At 64.9% G+C, this 13,671-nt stretch carries 12 protein-coding genes; 7 read left to right on the top strand and 5 right to left on the bottom strand.

Going from position 1 to position 13,671, the window contains the following annotated elements:
- Nucleotides 1–116 precede the first annotated feature (116 nt).
- A complete protein-coding gene (locus NDO48_RS19510; RefSeq protein WP_263007851.1) occupies nucleotides 117–656 on the top strand; it encodes a TetR/AcrR family transcriptional regulator in 540 nt (179 codons plus the stop codon).
- Nucleotides 657–734: 78 nt separating this feature from the next.
- Here the strand turns inward: NDO48_RS19510 and smc are convergent, their stop codons facing one another.
- From smc to NDO48_RS19495, 3 genes are all read right to left on the bottom strand, one after another.
- A complete protein-coding gene (gene smc, locus NDO48_RS19505; RefSeq protein ID WP_267322169.1) occupies nucleotides 735–4,193 on the bottom strand; it encodes a chromosome segregation protein SMC in 3,459 nt (1,152 codons plus the stop codon).
- A gap of 60 nt (nucleotides 4,194–4,253) precedes the next feature.
- Nucleotides 4,254–4,997, bottom strand: coding sequence for a DsbA family protein (locus NDO48_RS19500; RefSeq protein ID WP_267322168.1), 744 nt, complete (start codon nucleotides 4,995–4,997; stop codon nucleotides 4,254–4,256).
- A 143-nt stretch (nucleotides 4,998–5,140) separates the two neighbouring features.
- Nucleotides 5,141–5,638 carry a DUF721 domain-containing protein gene (locus tag NDO48_RS19495; protein WP_267322167.1) on the bottom strand — a complete coding sequence of 166 codons (498 nt, stop codon included), beginning with the start codon at nucleotides 5,636–5,638 and terminating at the stop codon, nucleotides 5,141–5,143.
- 57 nt (nucleotides 5,639–5,695) lie between these two features.
- On the opposite strand from NDO48_RS19495, the gene mutY reads away from it, so the two are divergent.
- Both mutY and NDO48_RS19485 read left to right on the top strand, forming a co-directional pair.
- A complete protein-coding gene (gene mutY / locus NDO48_RS19490; RefSeq protein WP_267322166.1) occupies nucleotides 5,696–6,808 on the top strand; it encodes an A/G-specific adenine glycosylase in 1,113 nt (370 codons plus the stop codon).
- Nucleotides 6,809–6,815: 7 nt separating this feature from the next.
- Nucleotides 6,816–7,427, top strand: coding sequence for an HAD family hydrolase (locus tag NDO48_RS19485; protein ID WP_267322165.1), 612 nt, complete (start codon nucleotides 6,816–6,818; stop codon nucleotides 7,425–7,427).
- Between the two features lie 152 nt (nucleotides 7,428–7,579).
- On the opposite strand, the gene NDO48_RS19480 is transcribed toward NDO48_RS19485, so the two are convergent.
- A complete protein-coding gene (locus tag NDO48_RS19480; protein ID WP_267322164.1) occupies nucleotides 7,580–8,713 on the bottom strand; it encodes a site-specific DNA-methyltransferase in 1,134 nt (377 codons plus the stop codon).
- Between the two features lie 171 nt (nucleotides 8,714–8,884).
- Between NDO48_RS19480 and NDO48_RS19475 the strand changes: the two genes are divergently transcribed.
- Nucleotides 8,885–9,574 (top strand): HAD family hydrolase, encoded by a 690-nt coding sequence (locus NDO48_RS19475; protein ID WP_267322163.1) that lies wholly within the window; start codon nucleotides 8,885–8,887, stop codon nucleotides 9,572–9,574.
- A gap of 54 nt (nucleotides 9,575–9,628) precedes the next feature.
- Here the strand turns inward: NDO48_RS19475 and NDO48_RS19470 are convergent, their stop codons facing one another.
- Nucleotides 9,629–10,222: a hypothetical protein gene (locus NDO48_RS19470; protein WP_267322162.1), complete on the bottom strand. Its 594-nt coding sequence runs from the start codon at nucleotides 10,220–10,222 to the stop codon at nucleotides 9,629–9,631.
- Nucleotides 10,223–10,350: 128 nt separating this feature from the next.
- Between NDO48_RS19470 and thrC the strand changes: the two genes are divergently transcribed.
- Genes thrC through NDO48_RS19455 form a run of 3 tightly spaced genes read left to right on the top strand, consistent with a single transcriptional unit; the run spans nucleotide 10,351 to nucleotide 13,667 of the window.
- The gene (gene thrC, locus NDO48_RS19465) at nucleotides 10,351–11,748 is read left to right on the top strand and encodes a threonine synthase (protein ID WP_267322161.1); all 1,398 of its coding nucleotides are present in this window, start codon (nucleotides 10,351–10,353) and stop codon (nucleotides 11,746–11,748) included.
- 14 nt (nucleotides 11,749–11,762) lie between these two features.
- Complete coding sequence (locus tag NDO48_RS19460) at nucleotides 11,763–13,055, top strand: M16 family metallopeptidase (protein WP_267322160.1); 1,293 nt, start codon at nucleotides 11,763–11,765, stop codon at nucleotides 13,053–13,055.
- A 15-nt stretch (nucleotides 13,056–13,070) separates the two neighbouring features.
- A complete protein-coding gene (locus NDO48_RS19455) occupies nucleotides 13,071–13,667 on the top strand; it encodes a GNAT family N-acetyltransferase (RefSeq protein WP_267322159.1) in 597 nt (198 codons plus the stop codon).
- Nucleotides 13,668–13,671 lie beyond the last annotated feature (4 nt).

Raw genomic sequence — 13,671 nt, 5'->3', positions numbered from 1 at the left:
GGGCCGCGATGCACATTGAACCTGTTTATATGAAAACCCAAGTGCGGGGCGCTTACTGTACCGTCTGGACGGTAATGTCAATCGACGATAATGTGAAGTTTCACGGAGACGCCATCATGTCGGGCCACAGACCTAGTTCACGCGACAAAATTCTCGCTGCCGCCGCCGAACTTGCCGACATTGTCGGCCCGGGCAACCTGTCGCTCGATGCGGTGGCCCAGCGCGCCGGGGTGTCGAAGGGCGGGCTGCTCTATAATTTCCCCACCAAAGCCAAGCTGATGCAGGCCCTGGTCCAGGATTACCTCAAGACCTTCGAGGAAGCGCTCAGCGCCAAATCGTCCGACGACGAAGCCAATAGCAGCCTGGCTGCCTATGTCGAGCTGTCGGCCCAGGAGTGCAGTCAAAAGCAGCACTCTGCGGCCGGCGTCCTTGCCGCCCTCGCCGAAGACCCCGATTTCCTCAATCCGGTCAGGGACTTCAAACGCCATCTGCTCGACCGCCTCAAGGCCGAAAATCCCGATACGGCCAAGCTGCTCGTGGCTTTCCTCGTCATCGAAGGGCTGCGCAGCATGAAGCTCTTCGACATGGACATACTCCACGAGGATGAACGCAACATGGCGATCGCCTATCTGCTCGAGCAAGCTGCAGTGCAGTAGGCGCGCCTCGCCGAGCCGGTCCCGGAGCGCCGGAAAGCCTCATTGGCTCGCATGGGCTGGCCGCGAACCGGTTGCGGGTCAGCTCGCCTCGCGCAGGGCCTCGGCGGCCTGGAGGTCGACTGAGACAAGCTGACTGACGCCCTGCTCGGCCATGGTCACGCCGAACAGGCGATTCATCCGCGCCATGGTGATCGGGTTGTGCGTGATGACGACAAATCGCGTTTCGGTCGATGCCGCCATCTCGTCCATCAGGTTGCAGAAACGCTCGACATTGTGGTCGTCGAGCGGCGCATCGACCTCGTCGAGCACGCAGATCGGCGCCGGATTGGTCAGGAACACCGCGAAGATCAGGGCCATCGCCGTCAGCGCCTGCTCGCCGCCGGACAACAGCGTCATCGTCTGCGGCTTCTTGCCGGGCGGGCGGGCAAGGATTTCGAGACCGGCTTCGAGTGGGTCCTCGGATTCGATGAGCTGAAGCTCCGCCGTGCCGCCGCCGAACAGGTGGGTGAACAAGCGCTTGAAATGGCCGTTGACGAGATCGAAAGCGGCCAGCAGGCGCTCGCGCCCTTCCCGGTTCAGCCCTTGGATACCCTGGCGCAGCTTGCGGATGGCCTCGATGATATCCTCACGCTCGGAGACGATCGCCTCGAGCCGCTCGGACAGTTCCTTCTGCTCTTCCTCGGCCCGCAGGTTGACCGCACCGAGCCGCTCGCGCTCGATCTTGAGGCGCTCCAGCGTGCGCTCGACCTCAACCGGGTCCGGCATCGGGCTGTCGGCTTCGAGACCGGTATGCCGAAGGACCAGATGGGGCGGTGTCGCAAGCACTTCCTGGATGCGTGCCTCGACCTCGCGGCGACGTTCGTCGGCGGCGGTCAGGCGCTCCTCGGCCCGCGCACGGGCCTCCCGGGCTTCGGCCAGCCCCTGGATCGCGGCGGTCGCCGCCTTGTCGAGAACGGCCTGCCTGGCCTCGGCCTCCTGCAGGCGATCGGAGACTTCCTTGCGCGAGACCTCGGCGCGGCCGAGCTCCGACATCAGCGCCCTGCGGCGGACGTCGAGTTCGTCCGGCGCTTCGGCCAGCGTTTCGCGCTCGGCTGCAGCTTCCTCGCGCCGCTCGGCGAGCGCCTCGATCTGCTCGCCAGCACTTTCGGCACGCAGCACCCAGCTCTGGCGCTCGGCGGCGATCGCCGCAAGCCGGCGCGCCCTGGCCTCGGCCTCGCGGCTGAGCCCGTCATGCACGGCGCGCGCATCGGCCACCGCCGAGCGATCGCGCGCGACGGCGCCCGAAAGCTGTTCGAGGCGCATCTGCAGGTCGGCGAGATCAGGTGCCGAGCCAAGCAGTTCCTCGGCCTCGACATAGGTCGCTTGCGCCTCTTCATGCGCATCGGCGACACGCGCCCGGGCCTCGTCGAGCGCGGCACGGCGGCTGGTCAATTCGCCCGCAGCCTTTTCGGCCTGGGCCAGCGCATCGCGGGCCGCCCCCACCTCGTGCTGCGCTTCGCGCCAAGCCTGCCGGGCCTGACGCTCTGCCTCGGTGCTTTCGCGTAGCGCATTTTCGGCACGTGCCAGCGCTTCTTCGGCCTTGCGCACCAAAAGTGTCGCCTCGACCGCCTCGGCGTCGAGTTCGGCAAGCCGGTTCTTCTGCGCAAGCCGTTGTGCTGCCGCGGTCGGGGCATCGGCGCTGGCGGTCAATCCGTCCCAGCGCCACAGCGCGCCTTCGCGGCTCACAAGGCGCTGGCCGGGCATCAGAAGCCGCTGCAGCTTTGCGCCCTCGGCGGCATCGACCACGCCGACCTGTGCGAGGCGTCGCGCCAGCTGGCGCGGTGCGCGGACAACCTCGGCAAGGCTGCGCGCGCCATCGGGCAGCTTCGGATCGCCCGGCGCCGGTTCGGCATCGCCCCAATGGACGGGCGCAGCACGGTCGAGCGCTGCTTCGAGATCGTCGCCAAGGGCAGCGCCGAGAGCCGTCTCGAACCCGCGTTCGACGCCGATCTGTTCCAGCACAGCCGGGAAAAGGTCGCCCGAGGCAGCATTGATGATCTTGGCCAGCGTGCGCGCTTCGGTCTCGATACGCGCCAGTTCGGCCTTGGCTTCTTGCAGCGGCGCGCGCGACGAAGCTTCCGCCTGCCGTGCCTCGGTGACCGCACGTTCGGCCTCGGTGGCAGCAAATTCTGCCTCTTCGAGCGCTTCCTGCGCTGCTTCGGCAAGCATCTGCTTTTCCGCCGGATCGGCGAGTGCAGAGATGCGGGCGGCAATCTCGCTTGCCTCGCGGTCGAGCTCGGCCAACTGGCGGGCGAAACGGTCGCGGCGTTCGGCGGCATCGCGCATCGCGCGCTCGGCCTGGGTGCGTCCGGCGGCGGCGTCGGCGCGTTCGGCGGTCACCCGGCCCAGTTCCGCCTCGGTCAGCGCCAACGTCGCCATCGCCTCTTCGAAGGCAGCGCGTGTCGCCGTCTCGCGGTCGGTCGCGCCGGCGTTCTCGTCGTTGAGCGACTTTTCCTCGGCGTCGAGGCGCGACAGGATCGCGGCGTTGTCGCCGATCATGCGCTGCTCGCGGGCAATGTCGGCGTCGAGCTGCTGCAGACGGCGGTCGAGTTCGCTCTGGCGCGAGTTGATGCGCCCAGCTTCTTCCTCGAGCTGCGAACGGGCAATGGAGAGCCGTTGGAAGGTCGCGGCCGCCGCAGCAGCGGCATCGCGCATTTCCGGCAACTTGTGTGCGCCGACCGCCTGGTCCCTCGCCGCCGCCATCTGGGCCGCGGCACGGTCACCGACCAGTGCCGTCGCCGTCGCCAGTGCCGACTGCGCTTCGCCTTCCTGGGTCTTGGCCAGCGTCCAGCGCAGATGCAGCAGCGTCGCTTCCGCCTTGCGGATGTCGGCGGACAGGTTCTTGAAGCGGGAGGCCTGGCGCGCCTGGCGCTTCAAGCTTTCGATCTGGCTTTCGAGTTCGCCGACGACATCGTCGAGGCGTTCGAGGTTCTGTTCTGCCGCGCGCAGACGCAACTCGGCTTCGTGGCGACGTGTATGAAGGCCGGAGATGCCGGCCGCTTCTTCCAGCAGCGCACGGCGCGCCTGCGGCTTGGCCTGGATCAGTTCGCCGATGCGCCCCTGCCCCACCATCGACGGCGACCGGGCACCGGTCGACTGGTCGGCGAACAGAAGCTGCACGTCCTTGGCACGCGCTTCCTTGCCGTTGATGCGATAGACGGAGCCTGCCTCGCGCTCGATCCGGCGCGACACCTGCAACTCGTCGGCATCGTTGAAGGAAGGCGGGGCTGTGCGGTCGGAATTGTCGAGGAACAGCGTCACTTCGGCGGTGTTGCGCGCCGGCCGGGTGCCCGAACCCGAGAAGATGACGTCGTCCATGCCGGAAGCGCGCATGTTCTTGTACGAGCTTTCGCCCATCACCCAGCGCAACGCTTCGACCAGATTGGATTTGCCGCAGCCATTCGGCCCGACAATGCCGGTGAGGCCGCGTTCGATCACGAACTCGCCCGGCTCGACAAAAGACTTGAAACCGAGAAGGCGGAGGCGCGAAAACTTCATTCGCGCCAGTCCGCACGCAAGGGTACGCCGAAGCCGCGTGGCCCCGGCGCTACGAACCTGTCAGAGCATGCCGTCGATAACCGCCGACATTTCCTCAATGGACATCGCCCCTTTGTAGACATTCCCGTTGATGAAGAAGGTCGGCGTGGAGTCGACCTTGAAATCCTTCTCGCCGCGGGCACGCACCGCCCTGATATCGTCCAGAAGCTTCTGGTCAGTCAAGCAGGCCTCGAACGACTCCTGTGAAAAGCCGGCCAGCTTGGAAATTTGCAGCAGCGCGTCCTTCGGGTTCTGCGACGCTGCCCAGTTCGACTGCTGCTTGAACAGCACGTCGACCATCGGGAAGTAGTTATCCTTCGAGCAGCGCGCAAGCATGAAGCCCGCCTCGGCCAGCGGGTCGAAGGGGAATTCGCGATAGATCAGGCGCACCTTGCCGGTGTCGATGTATTTGGTCTGGATCGCCGGCAGCGTCTTTTCATGGAAGGTGGCGCAGTGCGGGCAGGTCATCGAGGCGTATTCGACGATGGTGACGGGAGCGTCCGCCTTGCCCAGAACCATCTCGGGCAGGCTGCCGGCTTCCAGCAGCTTGGCCATGTCGACGGTGCCCTGTGCCTCAGGCGCCTTCACCGCCTGGACTGGCGTCGCCGGGGCAGCCGGGGTGGCGGCCGGCGTAGCCGGCTCGGCAGGCTTGGGCGTTGCTGCGTTGGCCTGCTCGCCGGAATCGCTGCAAGCTGAAAGCAGGGCCGCGGCCGAAACGGCTGCGAGCCCGGTAAGTGCGGTCCTGCGAGAAATCGAACGAAGCATACGAATCACCTGACGATGGTTGGATTTTGCAATGTGCGGTTACGTGAAAGCGAGAGTTGGCGCGAATTAAGGCATGGCTGTCCCCAAACCAATCGCGATTTGCCGCACATTCGATCACGAATGCGCGAGAACGATGGCCAATTCTACTTTCGACTGCCCAATATGTTCGCGCCAAGCTTCTCGAGCGACGCCTTCAGGCCCTCGTCCTCGATGTAGCGCACTGCGCCCGCCACCTTGACTTGTTCGGCGTCGGTAAGCTTGCGAAGGCGTGGCCGCGGCCTGGTTGCCGCCCCCGACACCGGCTTCTGGACGATGCGGATGCGGCCGATGGCGTTGAAGCCGAGATAGGAATTGACCCGACCGATGATCTCGCCGGTCTCGTGCTGGAGATGGAGTGCTGCCGGCCCCGAACAGGCGACGATCAGGACCGCCGGCTCGAACGGATCGTCCTCCTGCATGCGCCGCGGCCACTGGATCTTTTCGGGTCGGGTATTGTGGGCAAGACGCGGGCCGACGATCTCTTCCCACGACTGCACGAGCCCGACCGAGATACCGGTGCGCTTGCGCAGGACGGGATCGAGGATGGCACTTGCCAGATCGCTGACCGGAACGGGATTGCCCGTCCACCTTTTCCCTGCCATGTCGTTCTCCAGAAATACCCCTGTCGACACGCAACGCCGAAGGCAGTCAGACCATCAATGGCATCCCCGACCGATAGCCGCAAGCACGCCACCGATGTGGACGGCAGGATCGCGACACTGCTGCTCGAATGGTACGACCTTCACCATCGCGAATTGCCTTGGCGCACGCCGCCCAGCGACCTGAAGCGTGGCATCCGCCCTGAGCCATACCGTGTCTGGCTGTCCGAAATCATGCTGCAGCAGACCACCGTCGAGGCGGTGAAGCCCTATTTTCGGGCGTTTCTGGAAAAGTGGCCGGACGTTGCGGCACTGGCCGCCGCCGAGACCGAAGACGTCATGAAGGCCTGGGCCGGGCTCGGCTACTACTCTCGCGCCAGGAACCTCAAGGCCTGCGCGGAGAAGGTGGCGCACCTGCCGGGCGGGCGTTTCCCCGACAGCGAAGACGGCCTGCGCGACTTGCCCGGCATCGGCCCCTATACGGCTGCGGCGATAGCCTCCATCGCCTTCAACCGGCCGGCGGCGGTTGTCGACGGCAATGTCGAACGTGTCGTCACGCGGCTTTTTTCCATCGCAACGCCCCTGCCCCAGGCCAAGGTGGAAATCCGCGCCCATGTCGAGCGGATGCTGGCTGCGGCGAGGCCCGGCGATTTCGCCCAGGCGATGATGGATCTGGGCGCCACCATCTGCACGCCGCGCCGGCCGCGCTGCATGCTGTGCCCGTTGCGTTCGGACTGCAGCGCCGTCGTCTCGGGCGATCCCGAATACTATCCCGTCAAGCCGGCCAAGGCGGAACGACCACAGCGGCGCGGCGCGGCGTTCGTGGCTGTCAGGGGCGATGGCGCGGTGCTGTTGCGCAAGCGGCCGGGCAAGGGTCTGCTCGGCGGCATGACGGAGGTGCCGACGACCGACTGGACCGCACGCGTCGACGGCGCCACCGGACCCGACAGCGCGCCCTTTGCCGCGAAATGGCAGCGAGCGGGAAATATTACCCACGTTTTCACCCATTTCGCACTCGATCTGGACGTGTTTCGCACCGACGTCACGATGGACCAGGCTCCGACCGACCACTTCTGGTCGCTACCCGCAGACCTCGCCGGCGAAGCCTTGCCAAGCGTCATGAAAAAAGTCATCGAAGCTGCCATACCGGGCGTAACGAAACGAGGACGTTAGCGAAACCATGAGCGATATCCGCCACATCGTCTACGACATCGGCAAGGTGCTGATCCATTACGACCCCGACATTCCCTTCAGCCGCATCATCCCCGATCCGGTCGAGCGCCGCTGGTTCTTCGACAATGTCTGCACCAGCGAGTGGAACATCGAGCAGGATCGCGGCCGGAACTGGGAAGAAGCCGAGGCGCTGCTGATCGCCGACTTCCCCGAGCACGAAAACAGCATCCGCGCCTTCCGCCAGCACTGGCATGAGATGGTGCCGCACGCCTATGACGACAGCGTCGCCCTGATGGAGGGACTGGTCGATGCCGGCCATGACGTCACCATGCTGACCAACTGGGCGTCGGACACGTTCCGCGAGGCGCGCGGTCGCTTCCCGTTCCTCGAAAGGCCGCGCGGCGTCACCGTTTCCGGCGATGTCGGGCTGATCAAGCCCGACCGGCGCATCTACGATCTCCACGTCGCCTCCTTCGGTCTCGACCCGAAGGCTGCGCTGTTCATCGACGACAGCCAGAAGAACGTGAATGCCGCCATCGAGGCCGGCTGGCAGGCGGTGCTGTTCACAAATGCGAAAACGCTCGAGGCGGACCTCGAGCGTCTCGGGATCGGACGGTGACTGGAAACCGGCCGATCGACGAATCCGGACTGGCTAGATTGGCTGCCGGAATTCGATCTCTATGGCAGGCTCGAAACGGGCTCTGAAGGTCCAGAACGGGTTATCGATGAAGCCTGTGCCGTCGCGCCGGACAGGCCGGCGCGAGTGAATCTTCAGGCCCCCGCCTTTTCCATGCCGACGCGCACGATACGGCGCAATTCGTCGATCTGGGTCAGGCCGCCGGCACGCTCGTAGTGCCAGAAGGTCCAGCCGTTGCAGGCGTCGAGCCCCTGGACCGAGGCGCCGACGCGGTGGATCGAACCTGCGGTGTCGCCGATCGCCAGCGTACCGTCGGCGCGAACCTTTGCCGCCCAGCGCTTCTTCGCATCATACAGCGTCGCCCCAGGCGCCAGCAGGCCCATGTCGAGCAGGCTGCCGAAGGCGACACGCGGCTCGGCGCGCTTGCCGGTGAGCACGGTGAGCGCCGGACCTTCGAGCGGACGCACAGCGGCGATGCGCTCGTTGGCGGCGTCGATATAGGCCTGTTCGCGCTCGATGCCGACGAAATGGCGGCCGAGTCGCTTGGCGACGGCACCTGTCGTGCCGGAGCCGAAGAACGGGTCGAGAACCACGTCGCCCGGCTTGGTCGAGGCCATCATGATGCGGGCAAGCAGCGCCTCCGGCTTCTGCGTCGGGTGCAGCTTGTTGCCGTCCTCGTCCTTCAGGCGCTCGCCGCCGGTGCAGATCGGGAACAGCCAGTCCGAGCGCATCTGGACGTCGTCGTTCGACGCCTTCAGCGCATCGTAGTTGAAGGTGTAGTTCTTGCCCTTCTGGTCGCGCGAGGCCCAGATCATGGTCTCATGGGCGTTCTGGAAGCGGCGGCCGCGGAAATTCGGCATCGGGTTGGTCTTGCGCCAGACGACATCGTTGAGGATCCAGAAGCCGAGATCCTGCATCGTCGCGCCGACGCGGAAGATGTTGTGATACGAGCCGATGACCCAGATGGTGCCGTTCGGCTTCAGCACGCGGCGGGCGGCAAGCAGCCAGGCGCGGGTGAAGGCGTCATAGGCGGCGAAGCTCTCGAACTGGTCCCAGTGATCGTCAACCGCGTCGACCTTCGACTGGTCCGGGCGATGCAAATCGCCATCGAGCTGCAGGTTGTAGGGCGGGTCGGCAAAGATGATGTCGACGGAGTTGGCCGGCAGCTTGTCGAGCGCCGCAACGCAATCGCCCTTGATGATGGTGTCGAGCCATTCCGACTGCTGGGGAGTGCGGGAAAGCTGGTCGAGAGGACGCACTGCTGACATTCTGATACCCGGGATGACGCGTTACTGTTTACTCACCGTTATGGTTACCGATCAGCGTAAACAATTGGTGAAGCGGCCCTCGCAATTTGCAGATCGGGGCAGAATGGTGTAATCGCCGCGGCTTGATCTTTTCGGCCTGCGCCCGGCGCCGCCCCAGTTTCCCGGACCGTCATGACCCAGCCAGAACTAGTGATATTCGATTGCGACGGCGTGCTCGTCGATTCCGAGATCATCGCCGCCCGCATCGAAGCGGAACTGCTGACCGCAGCCGGCTTCGAAATCACCGCCGAGGAGATCGCCGAGGCCTATGCCGGGCTGACCTTCAAGGACATCATGCTGAAGATCGAGGAGAAGGCGGCCATCCCCTTCCAGGCCTCGCTCATCACCCAGGCCGAGGAACTGGTGGACCGTCGCCTCAAGTCCGACGTGCGCGCCATCGACGGCGTGCACGAGGCGGTCGCTGCGGTGACGGCGCCGCGGTGCATCTGCTCCAACTCGACCACAGAGCGCATCGAAATGATGCTCGAGCGCACGCGCATCCTGCCGCTGTTCAAGGGCCGCATCTTCTCGGCGCTGGAAACCCCGAGCAAGAAGCCGAAGCCTTCGCCGGACGTCTTCCTGCACGCCGCAAGCACCTATGGCGCCGATCCGGCCAAGACCTTCGTGATCGAGGATTCGGTGCACGGCATATCGGGCGCGGTTTCGGCCGGCATGCGCGTCATCGGCTTCACCGGCGGGGCGCACAGCTATCCCGGGCATGCCGACATGCTGACAGAGGCAGGTGCCGAGACGGTGATTCGCCGCTGGGCCGACCTCGGCGGCGTGCTCCAGGCACTCAGCATGTGGTCCGAACACGCCTGAACGCAAAAGCGCCGGCGATACGCCGGCGCTTGAATGCATGCAGGAAGAACTTGCCTACTGGGCCTTCTTCTTGGCCGGGCCCTCGTCGAAACCGGCAAAGATCTGGATGTCGCGCGCGGTCGGAACCGGAATCACGACATTGGCGTCGGTGAAGACGAACTGCGTCGCGGTCGACGGGTCGGAAACCTGCACCACGTTCTTGTGGAGCTGCGAATAGAGCACCTCTTCGCCACGGATCACTGCGATGCGGATCGGCATGTTGACCGTTCCGGCACCGCCCGCCGGACCGACCACGACCTTGCCGGCGACGCCGACCTTGATCGCCATCTGGCCGTCGGCGCGCGTGCAGCTGCGGGTGACGTCGGTGATCGCCGACTGGTGGACCAGCTTGGCCGGATCGTCCTGGCCGCCCTTTGCATAGCTGTTGAAGAAGGCCGTGCCGTCGCGCAGCGTGACATTCGGGCAGTAGGCAAGCAACTCGCTGGCCAGGATCTTGCCCTCTTCGGCCGCAATCACCTTGGGGTCTTTCGGCGCGGGAGGGCTGAAAAAGCCGCCGCTGCCGCCTGATTGGCAGCCCGTGACGGCGAGCATAAAGCCTGCGGTCGCCAAAGCCGTCAGAAAACGGCCGTCGATCAAACGAAACACCATGAACTGCACTTCCCTCTCGCAAAGCAGTCGTTCTATATCAACCGCGCGGCAAAAATGCGACTGATGGAGCGCAGTTTTCCCCGTCCCGCCGATTACCGGCAGGTCGCTGCGCGTTGGAACGGATAGATATGCACTATGTGAGTACCCGTGGGGAAGCGCCCACGCTCGGATTTTCCGATGCAGTTCTGGCCGGCCTGGCCCGCGACGGCGGCCTCTATCTCCCGGCGCAATGGCCAACCTTCAGCGCCGCCGAAATTCGCGCCATGCGCGGGCTCGGCTACGCCGACCTGGCGATCCGTATCCTGACGCCATTCCTTGGCGGCGAGATCAAACAAGACGTCTTCGAGCGCCTGGTGCGCGAGGCCTATGCCACCTTCCGGCACGACGCCGTTTGCCCGCTCGTCCAGACCGGCGCCAACAGCTTCGTGCTCGAACTGTTCCACGGCCCGACGCTCGCCTTCAAGGACGTCGCCATGCAGCTTCTGGCGCGCCTGATGGACCACGTGCTTGCCGAACGCGGCCAGCACGCGACCATCGTCGGCGCGACCTCCGGCGACACCGGCGGCGCCGCGATCGAGGCCTTTGCCGGACGCGAACGCACCGACATCTTCATCATGTTCCCGCATGGCCGTGTCTCGCCGGTGCAGCAGCGCCAGATGACCACCTCGTCGGCCTCGAACGTTCATGCGCTGTCGATCGAAGGAAACTTCGACGACTGCCAGGGCCTGGTGAAGGACATGTTCAACGACCACGGCTTCCGCGATCGGGTGCAGCTGTCGGGCGTGAACTCGATCAACTGGGCGCGCATCATGGCCCAGATCGTCTACTACTTCTCGTCCGCCATCTCGCTCGGCGCGCCTGACCGGCCGGTGTCCTTCACCGTGCCGACCGGCAATTTCGGCGACATCTTCGCCGGTTACGCCGCCAAGCGCATGGGCCTGCCGATCGACCAGCTGGTCATCGCCACCAACGACAACGACATCCTGGCCCGCACGCTGAAGAGCGGCGAATATCGCCAGACCGGCGTGGTTGCCACGACCTCGCCGTCGATGGACATCCAGGTTTCGTCGAACTTCGAACGGCTGCTGTTCGAGGCCTCCGACCGCGACCCGGCCGTGGTCCGGCGCTACATGGCCAGCCTCAAGCAGTCCGGCGCCTTCACCATCGAGGCAAAGGCCTTGGCCGGCATCCGCAGCGAATTCGGCGCCGGTCGCGCCAGCATGGACGAGACCGCCGCGGCCATTCGCTCGACGCTCGAAGGCAGCGGCTACCTGCTCGATCCGCATACCGCGACCGCTGTCCACGTCGCCGCCGGACTTCCCGGGAGCGACGTGCCGATGGTGGTGCTTGCCACCGCGCATCCGGCAAAATTCCCGGCTGCGGTGAATGCTGCCTGCGGCATCGAACCCGCTTTGCCAAAATGGCTGTCGGGGCTGATGGAACGTAAGGAAAAGTTCACGGTACTTCCATCAGAGATAAAAATGGTGGAAGATTACATTAGCCGCCGTACACGAGCGGCGGGTTAGGGAGTACGCTTAATATGGGTGTTGAGGTAAGCCGTCTGTCGAACGGCCTGACAGTGGCCACTGAAGCACTTCCAAGCGTAGAGACCGTAGCTCTCGGCACATGGGTCAAGTCGGGCGCGCGCAACGAGCGCGACGACGAGCACGGCATGGCTCACCTGCTCGAACACATGGCGTTCAAGGGCACCAAGAACCGCTCCGCCTTCGAGATCGCATCGCAGATCGAGAACGTCGGCGGCGAAATCAACGCCGCCACATCGGTCGAGACGACGTCCTTCTATGCCCGCGTGCTGGCCGACGACGTGCCGCTGGCGGTCGACATCCTGTCCGACATCCTCCAGGATTCCGAATTCGATCCGAACGAGCTCGAGCGCGAGCAGCATGTCATCCTGCAGGAAATCGGGGCAGCGCACGACACGCCCGACGACATCGTCTTCGACCGCTTCACCGAAACCGCGTTCCGCCACCAGACGATCGGCCGTTCGATCCTCGGCACGCCCGAGACGGTGCAGTCTTTCACCTCGGCTCAGCTTCACGATTTCATGACCCGCCAATACGGCGCCGAACGCATGGTCGTGGTGGCTGCCGGCGACGTCAAGCATGACGAATTCATCCGCCACGTCGAAAAACGGCTCGGCAACTTCCGCTCCAAGGCCGAAAGCGCCATTCCGCAATACGCGCAATATGTCGGCGGCGATTTCCGCGAAGACCGCGACCTGATGGACGCGCAGATCGTGCTCGGTTTCGAGGGCCGCGCCTATCACGTCCGCGACTTCTACGCCTCGCAGGTGCTGTCGATGATCCTCGGCGGCGGCATGTCGTCACGCCTGTTCCAGGAAGTGCGCGAAAAGCGCGGCCTTTGCTACTCGGTCTATGCCTTCCACTGGGGCTTTTCCGACACCGGCATCTTCGGCGTCCACGCCGCGACGGGTCAAAGCGACATCGCCGAACTGCTGCCCGTCATCATCGGCGAATTGCAGAAGGCCGGCGACAGCATCCTGCTGGAAGAACTCGACCGCGCCCGCGCCCAGTATCGCGCCGGCCTGATCATGTCGGCCGAGAGCTGCTCCAGCCGCGCTTCGCAGATCGCGCGCCAGCTTCTGCTGTTCGGCCGCCCGATCGCCAAGGAAGAGCTGATGGAGCGGCTGTCGGCGCTGACTGTCGAGCGCCTGACCGACCTGTCGGCGCGCCTGTTCTCTACCCAACCGACGATCACCGCGGTTGGCCCGATCGGCACCCTGGCGCCTTACGAATCGATCCTTGACGCGCTGCCGGGCGCACATACGACCGCGCGCAAGCTCGCCGTCTGACCAGCCCAAACACGCATGTTGTCGTTCTCGCTCTTTCGCCGCGACACCCCGGCACTGAAAGGCGAACGCGTCAGCCTGCGGCTGCCGAACTGGCGCGACTATCACGAGTGGGTGGCGCTCCGGGCTGAAAGCCGTTCGTTCCTGGAACCCTGGGAGCCGCGCTGGGCACCCGACGAGTTGGATCGCTCGGCCTGGCGCATCCGCCTCTCGCGCTACAAGGACGAGTTCATCCAGGGCACGGCTGTCGCCTTCTTCATCTACGAAAACTCGAGCGGCAAGCTCGTCGGCGGCATCACCCTCGGCAACATTCGCTACGGCGTCGCCCAGACCGGGCATATCGGCTACTGGATCGGCGAACGTTATGCCGGCCAGGGCTTCATGGTCGATGCCGTCAGGCTGGTGGCGCGGCATGCTTTCGATACGCTCCGGTTGCACCGGATCGAGGCTGCCTGTATCCCCGACAATGCGCGCTCTGTCCGCGTGCTTGAAAAAGCCGGATTCCGGCGCGAAGGACTTTTGCGATCCTATCTCAGGATCAACGGCGAATGGCACGACCACTATCTTTACGCACTGATCGCGGACGACCCGCAAGCTGTCACCATGAAGGCCTGAACTT

The organism is Aminobacter sp. MET-1, from assembly GCF_026521175.1.
Taxonomy (GTDB): Bacteria; Pseudomonadota; Alphaproteobacteria; order Rhizobiales; family Rhizobiaceae; genus Aminobacter.
This window is presented reverse-complemented; position numbering and strand designations above follow the sequence as displayed.